The following is a 17,183-nucleotide window of genomic DNA, read 5'->3' on the forward strand; positions in this document are numbered from 1 at the left end:
CTCGTCCCAGAGCCGGTCGATACTGCGCGGGTCGCTTGATCACCGGCTCAGGCTAACAGCGCCGAGCTCGACCGGGTACCGAGTTGATTCCAGCCGCCGGCCGACCAGGCGGCCGACCTCGTCCGGCGGCAACCAATCCGGTCATCGACCAGTCGACGCCGGCGAAGGTACCGGGGGCGTCGGCCGGTCACCGAGCTGCAGGCGGAACCGTTAGGCTCGCTGGGTGGAGACGGAAATGGTGGTCCTGGTCGATGATTTCGGCCGCGCGGTCGGGACCGAGGCCAAGGCGACGGTGCATCACAGCGCGACGCCGCTGCATCTCGCGTTCTCCAGCTACGTCTTCGACGAGCGCGGGCGGTTGTTGCTGACGCAGCGCGCGTTCGGGAAGCGGACTTGGCCGGGCATCTGGACCAACAGTTGTTGTGGGCATCCGCTGCCCGGTGAGTCGATGGAGTCCGCGGTGCGGCGCCGGCTGGCCGATGAGCTCGGGTTGGTCGCTTCGTCGGTGGAGTTGGTACTTCCGGAGTTCCGGTATCGCGCGGTGATGGCGGACGGGATGGTCGAGAACGAGTTGTGCCCGGTGTTCCGGGTGACGTGTGCCGGGGAGCCGGTGGCTGATGAGGCTGAGGTCGCGGCGTACGAGTGGGTCGAGTGGGGCGATCTCGGCGTACGGACCGATTTGTCACCTTGGTGCGTACTGCAGCTGAAGGAGCTGGCGGCGCTTGGTGAGTCGCCGCTGGAATGGCCGGTTGCCGATGCCGGCCGGCTGCCTGCCGCCGCTCGAATGGGCAGCTCTGGGCGGGTTGATAGGTAGGGCCGCCTGGCCTCCCTCTTCTCCCACCTCCGCAGCCAGTTGAATGGTCGTCTCAGGCTGAGGTGAGGAGTTTCAGCAAGGTGGGGCCGGGGATGGCTGTGGTGTCGCCAGCTTCGGCTTGCCGGATCAGGTCGATCAGCTTGCTGTTGATGGGTGCCTGGCGGCCGAGGGATTCGGCGAGGCGGACCACCTCGCCGTTCAGGTAGTCGATCTCGGTGCGGCGGCCGGCCTGGAGGTCTTCCCACATGGAGGTGCGGGCGTGTGGGTCGATCGCAAGCATCTTGCCGGCAAGGCGTTTGAAGAGGAAGTCGGGGAGGCTCAGCAAGGCAGGCAGGCGGTGTGCGGGGACGGCGGTGACCTTGGCCGGGGTGATGCCGGCGGCCTTCAGCAGCGCCAGGGTTTCGGTCTGGGCGGCAGCGAAGGAGCGGCGGTACGCGCGTTGGGCCAGCTCGTCGCGCAGGGGCAGGTCGGAGAGCGCGTTGACCGGGTTGTTGAGGTTGAGCAGCAGCTTCGCCCACTGGACCGGCAGGATCTCGTCGTGCTGCGTCAGCGGCAGTCCGGCTCGCGCGAACGCGTCGACATACGGCTCCAACGCCGCATGCTTCTGTACGTCGAGCTTGCCCTGCGTCCCTTGATGAAACGACCCGCTGCCGCGGTTGAGCACGTTGAACGGAACCATCCCGGTCAGCACGGTCTGCTCCGGCAGCCGCTCGTGCAGCACCTCGCCGTTGCGGATCCCGTTCTGGAAGCTCACGACAGTCGCACCGGGCTCGAGCACCGACGCGAGTTCGTCGGCAGCGTCCGCAGTACCGGCGGACTTCACCGTGACGAGCACGAGGTCGGCCTCGGCAGCAGCGGCCGGCGTCGTCTCATAACGCACAGCCGGTACGACGAGATCGGCGCCGAGGTAGTCGGTCAGATGCAGCCCATGCTCAGCCACCTCATCGGCCAGCCGCTGCCGCCCGACGAAGACGACGTCCGCACCACCAGCCGCCAACCGTCCACCGACGTAACAGCCGATCCCACCCGCGCCATAGACCGCGATCGCCACTACCCGCCTCCTCCTGCATAGTCATCAGCCACTACGTCAGCTTCCATCCCAGCGGATCAGCCACGTCAGCTCTCATCCAAGCGGATCAGGGCGCGGTCCGGCAGTGGGGTCGTCTCGCCGGTCAACTGCTGGAGCGTGGCCCACAACTGTTCGAGCTCGCGGAGGTGCTGCCTGAGGCCTCGAGGACCTTCGAGGCCGAGGGGCTGAGCGATCGCGTCGAGCTGGTCGCGGGTGACTTCTTCGTGGAGGTGCCGCCCGGCGATGCGTACCTGATCAAGAGTTGTGTGCACAACTTCGGCGACGAGCGGGCGATCGAGCTACTTCGCGTACTCCGCCGTGCCGGCGCGCCGCTGCTGCTGGTCGAGACGATGATCCCGGCCGGGAACGAGCCGCACTACTCGAAGTTCGACGACGTCGAGATGATGGTGATTGCCGGTGGCAACGACCGTACCGAGGCGGAATGGGCCGCGCTGGTGACCGCTGCCGGGTTCGAGCCGGGTCGAGTGGTTCGGTGTGACGAGCGGTTCTCCTTGCTGGAGGCGTTCTAGCCGATCAGCAGGTCCGTCAGCGTGGTGGCAAGCCATTGCTCGTACCGGTCCCAGCCCCACTCGCGCTCGTTGACGAGTCGATGGCTCAGGTCGGAGCCGTTGATCGACCAGAGGATGTCCGCGGCGCTGTCGATGTCGAGTCCGGCGCGCAGGCCGAACTTCTCGGCGAGGTGGCCGGCCATGTAGCGGCAGCCGAACGCGAGTTCGCCGTCGAGGGTCTTGAGGTACTCCGTCAGGTCGCGGTCGCCGGTGGAGGCCTGGGCCCGGGCCATCCGGATCAGTGGGGTGGTGCGCTCGGCGATTCCGCGGGCGAGGCCGGCGTACAGGGCGAGGCATTCACCGGCGGTGGGTGCGCCGGCGATCGCCTGGTAGATCGGGCGGTCGACCATCGGGATCGGCTCGTCGTCGCCGGCCAGCAGTACGTCGTACGCGGCCTTCAGGACGGCCGGCTTGCCGCCGATCACGTTGTAGACGGTCTGCACGCTCACTCCGGCCTCGCCGGCGATCGCTGCCAGCGTGGTCCCGAGATAGCCCTTGTCGAGGAACAGGGCGCTGGCCGCGGTCAGGATCCGGCTGCGGGCCAGCTCGGTCTGCTCACTGCGCAGGGCGCTGGAGTAGCGGCGCTTCTCGGTCACCGGGACGAACTCCTTGACACTTCGTTGGAATCAGCTTCAAACTAATTGAATGTAGTTCAATCCTATGACTTCGGGGGACCTGATGAAAGCCGAACTGGACGGGATCTTCGCCGTGAAGCTCCCGGTGAAGGAGCTGGCGACGAGCCGGCGCTGGTACGAGAAGGTCTTCGACCTGACGACGCAGTTCGAGTTCCCGGACGAGCACGGGGTCATCCGCGGAGTCGCCTACGACTGCCCAGGCCTGGGCAACAGCGGCCTCGCCCTCCGCGAACGCCCCGACATAGCCGGCCTCTCCGGCTTCGACCCCGTCCTCTTCGGCGTCAAGGACAAGCAAGCCGTCGACGCCTGGATCGCCCACCTGACCGCCTTGGGCATCGAGCATCAGCTGGTCCTCGCAACCATCGGCTGGCTCGTCATCTTCCACGACCCCGACGGTCTGGAAATCCACCTCTACAGCCGAGAACGCCACGGCAAAGAGCTAGCCGGTACGCCGGGCCGCGGCCGACCCGCCACCGGAGCCTGACATGAACCCCGCCCACGCACCCGAGGCGCGCCACGCCGCGTTGCCCGGTGGCCCGGTCGCGGGCCGAGGCGCCCGGTCCGCCGGTAGCCCCGACGCTCCGGCCGACGAGCGAGTGGCCGTGGTGCGGGCTGCCGCTCGGCAGGCTCTGGGCGGGAATGGGTCTGTGGTGTTGGTGACTGGCGAGAGTGGAGTTGGGAAGAGCAGTCTGCTGCGGGTGCTCGCGGGTGAGTTGGCGGGCGAGCTTCGGGTGGTGGCCGGAGCCTGTGATGACGTGCGGGAGCCGGTTCGGTTGGGGCCGTTGCGGGAGGCGGGGTGGCGGGTTGAGGTCGGCTATCAGGAGTTGTTGGTGGGGTTGGGGGAAGTGCCTACCGCGTTGTTGATCGATGACATTCAGTGGGCTGATGACGCGACGCTTGATCTGGTGGGGTACTTGGCTCGGCGGGTGGAGGGGTATCCGCTCGTCGTCGTACTGACGTTGGCTGACGACAGTCGGCTGCCGGAACGGCTGCATCGCTGGCTCGGGGGACTGGCGACTGCAGGTGCCCGGAGGTTGCCATTGGCGCCTTTGGGGCTCGACGAGGTCCGTCGATGGGTCGCCGGTTCCAGGGCGGAGCAGTTGTATGCGTTGACGGGCGGGAATCCGTTCTACCTGTCGGCGATGCTCGCTTCTCCCGGGACCGGCGTACCGGATGCCGTCCGCGACGCAGTACTGGCGAAGACCGCGCGGTTGAGCGATGCGTGCCGGTCGGTTGTCGAGCAGTTGGCGGTGCTGCCGGGGACGATCGATCTGGGGCTGGCCGAGCGGCTGACGGGCGGCGACGAGGAGTTGCTGGCGGAGGCGGAGCAGTACGGGTTGCTGGAGGCGCGGCACGAGGGGATCGGCTTCCGGTACGAGATCGTCCGGCTCGCGATCGAGCAGGGGATGCGTGGGTTGGCGCGACGGCGGCTGCACAAGCGCGCGCTCGACGTACAGGCTGGTCAGGGTGAGCGGTATCTGGCTCGCCTCGCGCATCACGCGATCGCGGCGGCGGATGTCGAGGCGGTTGCTTTGTATGCTCCGCGAGCCGGCCAGCAGGCGGCCGCGGCCGGCGCGCATGACGAGGCGCTGTGGCTGTTCGATGCGGCGTGGCGGTTGGGTCTGTTGCCGGCGGATCACAGGACTGCGTATGCGTGGGAATTGTTCAACGCCTATCGGTGGGATGAGGCGCGGGAGGTCGGTTTCGACTTTGACTCCTTCCAGGATCGAGTCGACTGGCTGGAGACGCTCTACCACGAGTCGCGCTGGGACGAACTCGCCTCAGTAGTTGCCGAGTGCAACCGTCCCGGCCAGGATCTGCTCACCACCCTGCACGCCCTGATCCAGCTCCGCCGCGGCGACTGGGCCAGAGCCGAGGCCGCCCTCGAACCGCTCCGCTCCCACCCAAGCGACTTCATCCGCTCACGTGTCGAGGCGGTCGCCGCGCGCTTGCTGGTACGCCGCGGTCAGCCGGCCGACCCGAAGGGCGAGCCCGCGTACGTCGTACCGGTCTTGATCGAGCAAGCCTTCCTAGCTGGAGACCTCGAGCGGATCGCAGCGCTACGCGATGAATGGCGCGCCCTCGAATCGACCCCGATCTGGCCCGAACTCCACCGGTACTACGTCCGCGCCGGCCTCGAGCCGGCCACCCGCCACTGGAAGCAAGCCGCCGACGAGTGGGCGCGGCTGGGCGACACCTACGAGCAAGCGCTGGAGCTGGCCCGATCCGGCGAAACCGAACCAACCCTAGAAGCCCTGCGCCTGCTAGACGCCCTGGACGCCCGCCCCGCCGCCGACCTCGTCCGCCGCCGCCTCCGCAAACTAGGCCTCCGAGTCATCCCCCGCGGCCCCGTCCCCACCACCCGCGCCAACCCCATCGGCCTAACCGCCCGACAAGCCGACGTCCTGACCCTCATCGCCGAGGGCCTGACCAACGCCGAGATCGCCGAAAAGCTGATCCTCTCCGTCCGCACAGTCGACCACCACGTCTCCGCCATCCTCACCCGCCTCAACGTCCCCACGCGCCGAGAAGCCGCAGCCGCCGCAACCCCACCCCCGAACACCACCGCAGTCGCCTGACCCTGCTCCGTTGAGAGCGTCATTCGGTTTCCCCTGGGAAGAATCGGTCCGGGCCCCAGACGGACCCGGCGATTCTTTGTACGGCGGACGCGCAGCTCACCTCATCGGTGACACCTGCCCATATCTCGCCCACCACCCGCCCACATCAAGCGGCAGGGTGGCGCCAGCTCTGATCGGCCTGCAACCAGTTCGGGTAGCGCGCCGCCGGCCGACTGACCTCGTCCAACTCGGCCAGGTCCTCCGCAGTCAGCTCGAGCTCCACCGCGGCCAAGTTCCCGGTCAGCTGATCGAGCCGCTTGACCCCTGCGATCACGCTCGTCACCGCAGGCTGCGCCAGCACCCACGCCAGTGCCGTCTGAGCCACCGTCGCCTCCCGCCGCTCCGCCACCTTCCGCAGCACATCGACGATGTCGTAGCCGGCCTCGGGATCAACCGGCGGGAACCCGGTCTTCCCGTGCCGCGCCTCAGCATCGGTACTACCGTCGCGACCGAACTTGCCAGACAGGAACCCGCCGGCCAGTGGGCTCCACACGATCAGCCCGACCTTCTCCTCAGTCAGCAACGGCACCAGCTCGGCCTCGATATCCCGACCAGCCAGCGAGTAGTACGACTGCGACGCGACGAACCGCGACAACCCGAGCTGATCCGACTTGCCGAGCGCCCGGGCGAGCTGCCACGCGGCCAGGTTCGACGCACCCAGGTACCGGATCTTCCCGGCCCGCACTGCGTCGTCGAGCGCGCGCAGCGTCTCCTCGATCGGCGTGATCGGGTCGATGTTGTGGATCTGGTACAGGTCGATGTGATCGGTCCCGAGTCGCCGCAGGCTCGCGTCCAGCGCGTTCGTGACGTGGTACCGCGACAGCCCGGCGTCGTTCGGCCCCGGTCCCATCCGTGCGGCCAGCTTGGTCGCCAGGATGACCTCGTCGCGGCGGGACTTGATCACCCGGCCGAGAATCTCCTCGGACTCGCCGTCGGCGTACATGTCGGCCGTGTCGATCAGGTTCACGCCCGCGTCGAGGGCGGTGTTGACGAGCTGCCCGGCCGCGGCGTCGTCGAGCCCGCCGACGAAGTTCCAGGGCGGCGTACCGGCCCCGCCGAAGGACATGGCGCCCAGCGCGATCCGGGACACGTACAAACCAGTCGCGCCAAGCTGAGCGAACTTCATTGCATTCTTCCTCTCGTGGTCTACTCACCACGCTAGGAGGACGACCGTGCATACTCCATGAGTAGGCGTCCGGACTACTTGATCGAGCGTCCGAGGCTGAGAGGAGCCGGGATGGATCCGCTGTCGGAGATGCTTGCCCTGCTCAACCTCCAGGCCGCGCTCCCGTCCCGTTTCGAGGCGGCAGGCGACTGGGCTCTCGAATTCGGCGGGTACGCCGACATCAAGGTCGGCGCCGTTCTGGAGGGTAGTTGCTGGATCACCGCGGAGGGTTGCGAACCGTTGCATCTGGCAACGGGTGACTGCTATCTGGTGGCCAGCGCCCGGGCCTTCGGCGCAACCTCCGATCCCGCCCTCGCTCCGGTGGACGGGACCGCCGTCTTCGAGAACGGCGGTTACCCGGACACCGTCCGGTACCAGACCACCGAAGGCGCTCCGGACCAGACGGTGATCGTCGGAGGCGCGGTCGACTTCGACCAGACCACCGCGGCGTTGTTGCTGGATCATCTACCCACCACCGTCCGGATCCCTGCCAACAGCAAGCCCGCTGCTGCTCTCCGCCCACTGCTTGAGCTTCTCGGCGAGGAGTTCGCGCACGCCGAACCCGGTGCCGCCACCGTGCGCGACCAGCTCACCAAGGTGCTCTTCGTCCAGGCGCTCCGGGCGATGATTGCCTCCGACGAGCGTCCGTCCGGCTGGCTGGGCGCGCTCGCCGACCCCAGCATCGGCGCGGCGCTGGAGTTGCTGCACCGTGAACCAGCCCGCCGGTGGACCGTGGCCGAGCTGGCGGAGAAGGTCGGCATGTCCCGCAGTACCTTCGCGCTCCGCTTCAAGACCCTCGTCGGGATGTCCCCTCTCGACTACCTCGCCCGCTGGCGGATCCAGGCCGCCGGCCGGGTCCTCCGCTCGACCGACCGCACCGTGTTCTCCGTCGCCGGCGAGTTCGGCTACGGCTCCGAGAGTGCCTTCAGCAACGCCTTCAAACGCATGACCGGACAGTCCCCAGCCAAATACCGCGCTCATTAGTGCAACCTCACCCTCGGGTCGAGGACGGCGTAGGCGATATCGACCAGGATGTTCGAGACCACGACCGCCGCGGAGGCGAACAGGACGATCCCGATGATCACCGGCAGGTCCTGCTGGTTGATCGCGGTGATCGCCGTCTGGCCGAGCCCCGGCAGGCTGAACACCGTCTCGATCACGACCACGCCGCCGATCAGCTGACCGAGGTCGATGCCGAACTGGGTGACGACCGGCGTCAGCGCGCTGCGCAGTCCGTGCCGGACGATCACCCGGCGCTCGCGGATGCCTTTCGACCGCGCGGTACGGATGTAGTCCTCACCCAGTACGTCGAGCATCGCGCCGCGGGTCAGCCGCGTGTACGTCGCCGCGAGCAGCAACGCGAGCGCGACCCACGGCAGCAGCATGTGCTGGAACCAGGGCCCGATGCCCTGGGTGATGCTGCTGTAGCCGCCGGCCGGGAACCACTTGTAGCCGGCCAGGGTCAACTGGAAGTACAGGAAGTACAGGAGCAGCAGACCGAGGAGGAACGACGGGAACGAGTAGAAGAACAACGAGAACAGAGTCAGGCCGCGATCCGCGAGCGATCGGGGATGCACGGCGGAGATCACTCCGTTGAACACCCCGAGCAGCAGCCACAGCACGGCCGCGCCGAGCGCGAGTGAGACCGTGATCGGCAGCGCCTGCCCGATGATCGAGGTCACCGCGACCTGGTGGTAGTAGTCGTAGCCCAGATTGCCCTGCACCGCGTTCTCGACGAAGTGCAGGTACTGCTTCCAGACCGGCAGGTCGAGGCCGAGCCGGTGCTTGATCAACTCGATCGTCTCCGGCGTCGCCTGCCGGCCGGCCAGCGTCTGCGCGACGTTGCTGGGGGCAACGAAGAACAGACCGAAGACGGCCAGTGAGATCAGCCAGAGCACCAGGATGCCGTGACCGATCCGGCGGATCAGGAACAGCGCCATCGCAGACTCCCTTCAGCGCAACCGGTCGGCCCGTGGATCGAACGCGTCCCGCACACCGTCGCCGAACAGGTTGAAGGCGAGCGTCGTGACGAGCAGCGCGATCCCGGGGAAGAAGATGAACCACCAGGCGGTCGTGTAGTAGTTCTGCGAGGCGCTGATCATCCCGCCCCAGTCAGCCGTCGGCGGCGGCAGGCCGAGACCGAGGAACGACAACGTCGCCTGGGTGACGATCACGACCGGGATCAGCAGGGTCGTGTAGACGATCACCGGCGCGAGCACGTTGGGCAGCACGTCGACGAACATGATCCGGGTGTCGCCGGCGCCCAGCGAGCGGGCCGCCTCGACGAACTCGCGCTCGCGCAGCGACAGCACCTGCCCACGCACGATCCTCGCCACCGACGCCCAGCTGAAGAAGCCGATCACGCACACCGTGACCGTCAGGCTCGGGCCCGTCACCGACACCAGCGCGATCGCCACCAGCAGGAACGGCACCGACAGCACCACGTCGATCAGCCGGGCCAGGATGGTGTCGACGATCCCGCCGAGGAACCCGGCCGCCAGGCCGAGCACGACGCCGATCACGACCGTGATCGCGGTCGCCAGTACGCCGACCAGCAACGAAACCCTGGCCCCGTACGCGATCCGGACCAGGATGTCCCGACCCAGGTCGTCGGTACCGAGCCAGAACGTCCCGTTCGGCCCCTTGGGCAGCCCGTCCGGCGTCAGCCCGATGTCGCGGTACTGCTCGTTCGGCGGATGCCCGGTGATCGAGGCGAAGACCGGCGCGAAGATCGCCATCAGCACGATCAGCACGATCACCGCCAGCGAGATCATCGCCACCTTGTCCTTGCGCAGCCGCGCGACCGCCAGCACCAGCGGACTACGCCCCTCGATCGCAGCCGCCGGCGCCTCGATCACCTCCAGTGCGCTGCTCATGGTGCCTCCTGCCCTGGACTGAGGAGTGGAAGGAGCGAAGCGACTGGAGGGACGAGGGAAGGGCAGGAGTTCCAGCACCATGAGCCGCCGCGCCGGAGGCGTGGCATATACACGGTCATGACGCCTTCAGTTCCGGTACGGCGGCCGACAGGTCCTCGCCGACTCGCAACGGGAAGAAGCACGCTGTTCGGTGCGCCGGATCGTCGTCGAACGCGGGCTCCAGGCCCGGCTCGGATTCGGCGCACTGCACTCGGGCCTTCGGGCATCGGGTGTGGAACCGGCATCCTGGCGGTGGGTTGGTCGCCGACGGGATGTCACCCATCAGGATGATCTGTTCCCGGCTGTCCGAGGTGTCCGGATCCGCGACCGGCAGCGCGGACAGCAGCGCTCTCGTGTACGGATGCCGGGTCTCCTTGAACAACTCGGCCGTCGGCGCGACCTCGACGATCTTGCCCAGATACATCACCGCGATCCGGTCGCTCACATGCCGGACCACCGACAGGTCGTGCGAGATGAACACGTACGTCAGGTCGAACTCGTGCTGCAGATCGGCCAGCAGGTTGATGATCTGTGCCTGGATCGACACATCCAGCGCCGACACCGGCTCGTCGCAGATCACCAGCTTCGGCCGCAGCGCGAGCGCCCTGGCCACCCCGATCCGTTGCCGCTGGCCCCCGGAGAAGTCGGCCGGGAACCTGTTGTAGTGCTCGGGATTCAGCCCGACCAGCGCCATCAGGTCCTGCACCTTGCGCTTGCGCTCGGCCCCCGACGCGATGCCGTGGATGGCGAACGGGTCGCCGATGATCGAGCCGACCCGGCGGCGCGGGTTCAGCGAACCGTACGGGTCCTGGAAGATCATCTGGACCTCCCGCCGCAACGGCCGCATCTGGCGACGGGTCAGTCGGGTGATGTCCCGCCCGTCGAACCAGACCGAGCCGTCCGTCACGTCGTACAGATGAGCGATGCAGCGCGCCAATGTCGACTTGCCGCAGCCGGTCTCGCCGACCAGGCCGAGCGTCTCGCCCTTGCGCACCTCCAGCGAGACGCCGTCGACGGCTCTGACCACCTCCTTGCTCTGGGTCGGGAACTCCTTGCGGACGTCCTGCACTTTGAGCAAGGTTTCCGCTTGCTGGACTAGGGTTTCGGTCATCAGGCCACCGCCTTGGTGATGTCATGGTCGAGCCAGCAGGCCGACTGATGCCGTGGATCACCCTGTACGTCGGTGAGCGGCGGCGTCTCCACCCGGCAACGATCGAAAACGTGCGTACACCGGTTGGCGAACGGGCAGCCCGCCGGCAGGTTGATCAGGCTCGGCGGCGTGCCCTGGATCGGGGTCAGCCGCTTCCCGCTCTGGGCCGGCAGCGAGGCCAGCAGCCCTTGCGTATAAGGGTGATGGTTGCGATAGAAGATGTCCCGGCGGGGCGCCCGTTCCATCACCGCGCCGGCGTACATCACGATCACCTCGTCGGACATCTCCGCGACCACGCCCAGGTCGTGCGTGATCAGGATGATCGCGGTGCCGAACTCCTCCTGGAGCTTGCGCATCACGCTCAGCACCTGCGCCTGGACGGTCACGTCGAGCGCCGTCGTCGGCTCGTCCGCGATCAGCAGCGCCGGGTCGAGCGCCATCGCCATCGCGATCATCACCCGCTGCCGCATCCCGCCGGAGAACTGGTGCGGGTAGTCGTCGATCCGCTCGGCCGCCCGCGGGATGCCGACCAGGGTGAGCAGCTCGGCGGCCCGGCGACGGGCCGCCTGCTTGGAGATCTGCCGGTCGTGCGCCTGGATCATCTCCACGATCTGCCAGCCGATCCGGTACTGCGGATGCAGGCTCGACAGCGGGTCCTGGAAGATCATCCCGATCTTGGCGCCGCGCAATCGCCGGAGCGTGCCGGGGTCGGCGGTGATCAGGTCGGTGCCGTCGAAGTACGCAGTACCGGAGACCTGGGCGCCCCGGGTCAGACCGGTGATGGTCTGGGTCGAGACGCTCTTGCCCGAACCGGACTCGCCGACGACGGCGAGCGTGCGGCCACGCTCGACGTCGAAGGACAGCCCCCGGACGGCGCGGACGGTGCCGTCCGGGGTGTCGAACGAGACCCGGAGATCCCGTACCTGCAGCAAAGCCTCAGTGTTGGGCACTGGTCAGCCCTGCTTGTCCTTGGCCAGCCACACGTTCGTCGGGTCGTAGTTCTGCAGCGACGGGACGTAGACGGCGTTGTGCACCTGCTCGGCGTGGTAGTTCGCCTGCTTGTTGTTGGTCAGCGGGTAGAAGGCCGCTTGTTCCATCACCCGGGCGTCCGCCTTGGCCCAGAGGTCGGCTGCCGCCTCTTCGGTCGGCGCGGCGATGGCCTGCTGGATCAGGGTGTTAGTGGTCGCGTCGTCGTACAGGCCGAAGTTGCTGCCGACCGGCGGGAAGGACGGCTTGCCCGAGAACAGCGGGTTGAAGAACGACAGGGCGGCGTTGCCGTACCAGTCAGCACCCCAGCCGGCCAGCGACAGGTCCCAGACGCCGCGCTGGGCGACGGTCGGCACCTGCAGATACTTCACGTAGAAGTCCGCGTTCGGCGACGGTACGCCGGTGACGGTGATGCCGGCCTTGGACAGGTCCTGCTGGATGGTCTGGAACGTCTTGCTGCTGCCCTCGGTCGCGTTGCGGTAGAGGAACTTCAGCGTCAGGTGCGGGAAGCCTGCCTCGGCGAGCAACTGCTTGGCCTTGTCCGGGTCGTACGGGTACGGATCGATCTGCTTGGAGCCGACGATGACGTCCGGCAGCACGTGGGTCAGCGGCGGGTTGAGCGTCTTGCCGCCGAGTACCTGCAGGATGTGGTCGCGGTTGATCGCGTAGCTGAGCGCCTGGCGCACCTTGGGGTTGGCGAGTGCCTTGTTGTTGTTCGGCGAGACGGTGTTGTAGATGACATACGGGTTGCTGCCCGCGGTGTCGCCGATGGTCAGGTTCTGGTCCTTCTTGGCCTGCAACGCGGGGAGCTGCGACGGCGGTGGGGCGACGTCCCACTCCATGTCGGCGGACGGCGTACCGGTCTGCAGTTGCTGTTGGACGGAGTCCTGGCTGACCGTCTCGTTGACGACGATCTTGTCGACGTACGCCTTGCGGACCGGGTCACTGGCCGGGTCCCAGGCGGGGTTGCGGGAGTAGTTGACCGACTTGGTCGGCACCCACGAGTCGACCTTGTACGGGCCGTCGGAGGGGAAGTTGTTGCCGAGTTCGGTGCTGGCCGGGAGGTACTTGAGCGACTCGACCGGGGCGGGGGAGAAGGCGGACAGCGTCAGCATGCCGACGAAGTACGAGGCGGGGCGGGTCAGCTTGAACACAACGGTGGTCTCGTCCTTGGCGACCACGCCGGGCAGTGGAGTCTTGTCGATGTAGGCCTGGATCGCGGCCGGGGTCTTGGCGACCTTGGCGAACCCGTCGGCGAACTTCGAGTAGCCGTCGATCAGGCCGTAGAAGTCCGGGATGCCGCCGAACGGCTGGACCGGGTTCGCGGTCCGCTTGACGCCGCGGACCATGTCGGCCGCGGTCACCTGGCGGGCCGGGCTGGTGTTCCACTTGGCGCCGGTGCGGATCTTGATCGTGTACGTCTTGCCGTCCGCGCTGATCCCGCCGTTCGCGACGGTCGGCAGCTCGGTGGCCAGGTCGGCGACCGGCGTGGTGTTCTTGCCCCCGGGATCGGCCGGGTAGGTGAACAGCTGGCGGCTCCACATCCGCAGGTTGGTGTAGCCGACCGAGTAGTAGCTGACGTTCGGGTCCATGTAGTCGACATCGCCCTTGCCCAGCATGTTCAGGGTGCCGCCGGTGACCGGCGTACCGCCTGAATTGGTGCCGCCGCCCGCGGTTGTGGTTCCCTGGTCGGCGTTGCACGCTGCCAGCGTGAGACTCGTGACGGCGACGATCGCCACCGCCGCGAGCCGTCTTCCGGAACTGGCCATTACTTCCTCCTCGCGAGACTTGCTGTGTTCGCCCCTATGGGGCCGAAGCTAGAACTGCGGGCTGGTCTCGCGGCCGTGGTCACTGAAGCGTCAACGTCTTGTCATCTACGGCCAGGCGCTTCTATGACGAAGTCGTGACAGCCGTCATCTGCAGTTAGGTGCAGGTGGTTGGGCCGCAGCCCTCCGACGAGCGACACTGGTCCCGTGGCGCACAGCTTGTTACTGGTTGACGACGAACCGCGGATCCGGCGGGTACTGCGGCTCGCCCTCGAGGACGAGGGCTACGAGGTGTCCGAGGCGGCCAACGGCCTGGACGCGCTGACGGCGCTGCGGCACGAGCCGCCGGACGTGGTCCTGCTCGACCTGATGCTGCCGGACCGGGACGGATTCACGGTCTGCCGGGAGATCCGGCGTACCAGCGACGTACCGGTGATCATGGTGACGGCGCGGACCGACAGCCACGACATCGTTGCCGGGCTCGAGGCGGGCGCGGACGACTACGTTACGAAGCCGCTTGTTGCCAAAGAGTTGTCGGCGCGGATCAGGGCGCTGCTGCGCCGGGTCGAGCCGAACGGTACGCCCGTGCTCGAGCAGTTCGTGATCGGCGACCTGGAGATCGACGTACCGGCCGCCGAGGTGGTCCGGGACGGGTGTGTGCTGCCGCTGACCCGGACCGAGTTCAAGCTGCTGGTCGAGCTGGCCAGCCTGCAGGGCAAGGTGTGCAGCCGCGAGCACCTGCTGTCGAAGGTCTGGGGCTACGGGTACTTCGGGGACAGCCGGATCGTCGACGTGCACATCCGCCGGCTGCGGCTGAAGATCGAGCGCGACCCGGCCACCCCCAAGCACCTCGTCACCGCCCGGGGTCTCGGCTATCGACTGGTGAGCTGACGTTGCGGCGGCGGTTCGGCCTGCGTGACCGGGTCATGCTCGCGTACGGGTTGCTTGCGCTCGGGCTGTCCGGCGTACTGGCGCTGGTCACCTGGAGCGTGGTCTCCAACTACTTGACCAATCAGCGGATCTCGTCGGCGATCGTGGAGACGACCGACAACGCGAACACCTTGCACTACGGGCTGTACGGCCTGACGTCATCCTGCGGACCGGTACGCCGGCTGGGCCAGGAGCCCGCCTGCGGGACGGTCGTGCCGCAGTCGCCGTCCATGGTGATGAACCTGGTGGAGGCGCTGCCGTCGACCGACACGGCCGCGATGCTGATGCACTACGACGGCGCCTGGTACACGGTGTCGGCGAAGGCGAGCGACATCCCGGCCGACATGGTGGAGAGCGCCCAGGGCGGGGTCAAGGTGGACCGGCGGCTCGAGGTCGGCGGCGACGAGGTGCTCGCGGTCGGGGTGCCGGTGGGGCGTCCGGGCGAGGCCTTCTTCGAGCTCCACCCCTTGAACCGGCTCGACAACACGCTGCGGACCTTGAAGCTCACGCTCATCCTGGCCGCGATCGTGACCGCGCTGCTCGGACTGGCGGTCGGGCGGCTCGCCAGCACTGTCGCGCTGCGGCCGCTGGCCAAACTGACCCAGGTCGCGGCGGCCGTCGCACGCGGGCGGCTTGATGCCCGGCTCGAAGCTGAGAACGATCCAGACCTAGGCGGCCTGGCGAGATCCTTCAACCAAACAGCCGCTGCGCTGGAGAAACGGGTGATCGCCGACGCCCGCTTCGCCGGCGACGTCAGCCACGAGCTGCGCACCCCGCTGATGACGATGATGAACTCGATGCAGCTGATCCAGAACCACCGCGCGGAACTACCGACGTCCGTCCGCGAGCCGGTCGAACTCCTCGGCGACGACCTGGACCGCTTCCGCCAACTGGTCGTCGACCTTCTCGAGATCTCCCGCGACGACGGCGGCGACCAGGGCAGCCGCGAACTCGTCCGGATCGGCGACCTGGTCCGCGCCGCCGCCGACGCCACCGCCGGCCGCGAAATCACCGAGGTGGCCCCCGACGCCGCCGACCTGACCATGGAAGCCGACAAACGCCGCCTGGAACGCGTAATCGCCAACCTGGTCGACAACGCCGAACAACACGCCGGCGGCTGCAAGGGCGTCCTCGTCCAAGCCGGCGGCAAAGGCGTCGTCATCTACGTAGACGACGCCGGCCCCGGCGTCCCCGAAGCCGACCGCGAAAGAATCTTCGAACGCTTCGGCCGAGGCACCCCCGGCACACCCCCCAACCCCCACCGCAGCGGCACCGGCCTGGGCCTGGCCATCGTCGCCCGCCACGTCGAATGGCACCACGGCACAATCCAAGCCACCGCCCGCCCCGAAGGCGGCGCCCGCTTCATCATCGACCTCCCCGCCAAAAACCCATAACCAAAAGCAACAGACAGTCCCAGCTGCTGCTGTGGTTAAGGCGGCGCCGGGAGCCAGGTGCGGAGGCCAGACGAACTACAGAGACTCCCTCCGCCGCTGTAGTTCACGCGGCTCCGGGGCGGGGGTTGATTCTCGGGCGGCGACGGCAGTCGCGGAAACGGCAATCATGCTGGTGCTGCCATCGTGCTGGGGCTGAGACTCCGGCGGTTCAAGGGCTTGTGACAGCTAGGGGGCTTGTCGAGCGCCTCGCTGGAAGGCAACAAACTCTCCCCACCCAAGAGACCTGCCCACGCGGAGCGTATGTTGCTATGAGCAACATATAACGTAAAAGAGAGTCCCTGGTTGGCCGATGGTCGCCTTGGGTGTCAGTGTGAGAGAGACAGCGTTGGGATCGGCTGCTGTCGAACTCGAGTGGCGTAGCCGCCGGCGCGAACGCCGAACGAGGCCCCGCTCCTCAAACAACCTACAGGTACTTGGTCGAGGTGAAGTGGTGAGGAATTCACCTTGTGGATAAGGGCTTTCCGGCCCGAAACTGTCCCCGGACTCGTCTAACGTTACGGGTATGGACGACCGGGCGGTGGAGACGATGAGCGGCGACGAGCTGCTGTCCGACGCCGACGTCATCGAGACCGCGATCGAAGAACTGCTGGCCCGCCGCCACCAGGTCATCCGCCGCCTGGACGAGATCAGGTACGCCGAAGAGATCGGTGCCCACGACACCGCCCGGCTGATCGAGAAACGCTACCGCCTCGACCCCACCGAAGCCCGCCGCCGCGTCCGCCTCGCCCTCGCACTCCCGAAACACCCCACCGTCGCCGCCGCGCTTGCTGCTCCCGGCCACGACCTGCCCGACGACGCGGTGGTGCTGTCGTCGGCGCAGGCCGACGCGATCGTGTCCGCGCTGGAGAAACTCCCCCAACGCGCCAACATCCCCGTCGAAGAACTCGACGCCGCCGCCGGCGCGATGGTCGAGGCGGCCCGGCACATGAACCCTAGCGACCTGCGCAGCCTGGGTGAACAGGTCCGCAACATCCTCGACACCGACGGCCCCGAACCCCGCGAAGCCGCCGCCCGCGCCCGCGAAGAAGTCTGGGTGAAGAAAGCCGACGACGGGGTGAAGTTCGGCGGCTACCTGGCCGGCGAGAACGCTGAGAAGTTGCAGACCGTTCTG

General features: G+C 67.6%; 16 protein-coding genes. 8 read left to right on the forward strand and 8 right to left on the reverse strand.

Translation table 11 applies throughout. From position 1 onward, the window contains the following. Positions 1–223 precede the first annotated feature (223 nt). On the forward strand, positions 224–814 hold the full coding sequence (gene idi / locus ABD116_RS35105; protein ID WP_343980672.1) for an isopentenyl-diphosphate Delta-isomerase: 591 nt from the start codon (positions 224–226) through the stop codon (positions 812–814). Positions 815–866: 52 nt separating this feature from the next. On the opposite strand, the gene ABD116_RS35110 is transcribed toward idi, so the two are convergent. Then, complete coding sequence (locus tag ABD116_RS35110) at positions 867–1,865, reverse strand: 2-dehydropantoate 2-reductase (RefSeq protein WP_343980675.1); 999 nt, start codon at positions 1,863–1,865, stop codon at positions 867–869. A 146-nt stretch (positions 1,866–2,011) separates the two neighbouring features. On the opposite strand from ABD116_RS35110, the gene ABD116_RS35115 reads away from it, so the two are divergent. Continuing rightward, the gene (locus ABD116_RS35115) at positions 2,012–2,413 is read left to right on the forward strand and encodes a methyltransferase (RefSeq protein WP_343980725.1); all 402 of its coding nucleotides are present in this window, start codon (positions 2,012–2,014) and stop codon (positions 2,411–2,413) included. Here the strand turns inward: ABD116_RS35115 and ABD116_RS35120 are convergent. Beyond that, the gene (locus tag ABD116_RS35120) at positions 2,410–3,048 is read right to left on the reverse strand and encodes a TetR/AcrR family transcriptional regulator (protein WP_343980678.1); all 639 of its coding nucleotides are present in this window, start codon (positions 3,046–3,048) and stop codon (positions 2,410–2,412) included. The two genes, ABD116_RS35115 and ABD116_RS35120, sit on opposite strands and share 4 nt — an antisense overlap. Before the next feature lie 64 nt (positions 3,049–3,112). Between ABD116_RS35120 and ABD116_RS35125 the strand changes: the two genes are divergently transcribed. Continuing rightward, positions 3,113–3,571: a VOC family protein gene (locus tag ABD116_RS35125; protein ID WP_343980681.1), complete on the forward strand. Its 459-nt coding sequence runs from the start codon at positions 3,113–3,115 to the stop codon at positions 3,569–3,571. Between the two features lies 1 nt (position 3,572). Continuing rightward, positions 3,573–5,666, forward strand: a complete 2,094-nt coding sequence (locus ABD116_RS35130; RefSeq protein WP_343980684.1) for a LuxR C-terminal-related transcriptional regulator — start codon at positions 3,573–3,575, stop codon at positions 5,664–5,666. A 145-nt stretch (positions 5,667–5,811) separates the two neighbouring features. Here ABD116_RS35130 and ABD116_RS35135 read toward each other — a convergent pair whose 3' ends face one another. Beyond that, entirely contained in the window at positions 5,812–6,831 is a 1,020-nt protein-coding gene (locus tag ABD116_RS35135) for an aldo/keto reductase (protein WP_343980687.1), read from the reverse strand. Positions 6,832–6,942: 111 nt separating this feature from the next. On the opposite strand from ABD116_RS35135, the gene ABD116_RS35140 reads away from it, so the two are divergent. Next, positions 6,943–7,854, forward strand: a complete 912-nt coding sequence (locus tag ABD116_RS35140; RefSeq protein ID WP_343980690.1) for an AraC family transcriptional regulator — start codon at positions 6,943–6,945, stop codon at positions 7,852–7,854. Here ABD116_RS35140 and ABD116_RS35145 read toward each other — a convergent pair. The 5 genes from ABD116_RS35145 to ABD116_RS35165 all read right to left on the reverse strand — a co-directional run bounded on the left by ABD116_RS35145 (position 7,851) and on the right by ABD116_RS35165 (position 13,691). Further along, on the reverse strand, positions 7,851–8,810 hold the full coding sequence (locus ABD116_RS35145; protein WP_343980692.1) for an ABC transporter permease: 960 nt from the start codon (positions 8,808–8,810) through the stop codon (positions 7,851–7,853). The genes ABD116_RS35140 and ABD116_RS35145 overlap by 4 nt on opposite strands. 12 nt (positions 8,811–8,822) lie before the next feature. Continuing rightward, a complete protein-coding gene (locus tag ABD116_RS35150; protein ID WP_343980696.1) occupies positions 8,823–9,746 on the reverse strand; it encodes an ABC transporter permease in 924 nt (307 codons plus the stop codon). A gap of 115 nt (positions 9,747–9,861) precedes the next feature. Then, positions 9,862–10,899, reverse strand: coding sequence for an ABC transporter ATP-binding protein (locus tag ABD116_RS35155; protein ID WP_425552217.1), 1,038 nt, complete (start codon positions 10,897–10,899; stop codon positions 9,862–9,864). Beyond that, a complete protein-coding gene (locus ABD116_RS35160) occupies positions 10,896–11,885 on the reverse strand; it encodes an ABC transporter ATP-binding protein (RefSeq protein WP_343980702.1) in 990 nt (329 codons plus the stop codon). The genes ABD116_RS35155 and ABD116_RS35160 overlap by 4 nt, the downstream gene beginning before the upstream one ends. A 3-nt stretch (positions 11,886–11,888) precedes the next feature. After that, positions 11,889–13,691: an ABC transporter substrate-binding protein gene (locus tag ABD116_RS35165; protein ID WP_343980705.1), complete on the reverse strand. Its 1,803-nt coding sequence runs from the start codon at positions 13,689–13,691 to the stop codon at positions 11,889–11,891. Positions 13,692–13,895: 204 nt separating this feature from the next. Here ABD116_RS35165 and ABD116_RS35170 point away from each other — a divergent pair, with 204 nt between their 5' ends. The 3 genes from ABD116_RS35170 to ABD116_RS35180 form a co-directional block, all read left to right on the forward strand. After that, entirely contained in the window at positions 13,896–14,579 is a 684-nt protein-coding gene (locus ABD116_RS35170; RefSeq protein WP_343980708.1) for a response regulator, read from the forward strand. Positions 14,580–14,581: 2 nt separating this feature from the next. Further along, a complete protein-coding gene (locus ABD116_RS35175; RefSeq protein WP_343980711.1) occupies positions 14,582–16,012 on the forward strand; it encodes an ATP-binding protein in 1,431 nt (476 codons plus the stop codon). A gap of 562 nt (positions 16,013–16,574) precedes the next feature. Continuing rightward, on the forward strand, positions 16,575–17,183 hold a 609-nt coding region (locus ABD116_RS35180; RefSeq protein WP_343980714.1), incomplete at its 3' end, for a DUF222 domain-containing protein.

The organism is Kribbella koreensis (assembly GCF_039525325.1).
Taxonomy (GTDB): Bacteria; Actinomycetota; Actinomycetes; order Propionibacteriales; family Kribbellaceae; genus Kribbella; species Kribbella koreensis.

Bases quoted from the DNA above. Each gene is read 5' to 3' on its own strand.
- ABD116_RS35165 (WP_343980705.1), bottom strand. From the start codon at position 13,691: ATGGCCAGTTCCGGAAGACGGCTCGCGGCGGTGGCGATCGTCGCCGTC.
- ABD116_RS35135 (WP_343980687.1), bottom strand. From the start codon at position 6,831: ATGAAGTTCGCTCAGCTTGGCGCGACTGGTTTGTACGTGTCCCGGATC.
- ABD116_RS35130 (WP_343980684.1), top strand. From the start codon at position 3,573: ATGAACCCCGCCCACGCACCCGAGGCGCGCCACGCCGCGTTGCCCGGT.
- ABD116_RS35125 (WP_343980681.1), top strand. From the start codon at position 3,113: ATGACTTCGGGGGACCTGATGAAAGCCGAACTGGACGGGATCTTCGCC.
- ABD116_RS35140 (WP_343980690.1), top strand. From the start codon at position 6,943: ATGGATCCGCTGTCGGAGATGCTTGCCCTGCTCAACCTCCAGGCCGCG.
- ABD116_RS35145 (WP_343980692.1), bottom strand. From the start codon at position 8,810: ATGGCGCTGTTCCTGATCCGCCGGATCGGTCACGGCATCCTGGTGCTC.
- ABD116_RS35150 (WP_343980696.1), bottom strand. From the start codon at position 9,746: ATGAGCAGCGCACTGGAGGTGATCGAGGCGCCGGCGGCTGCGATCGAG.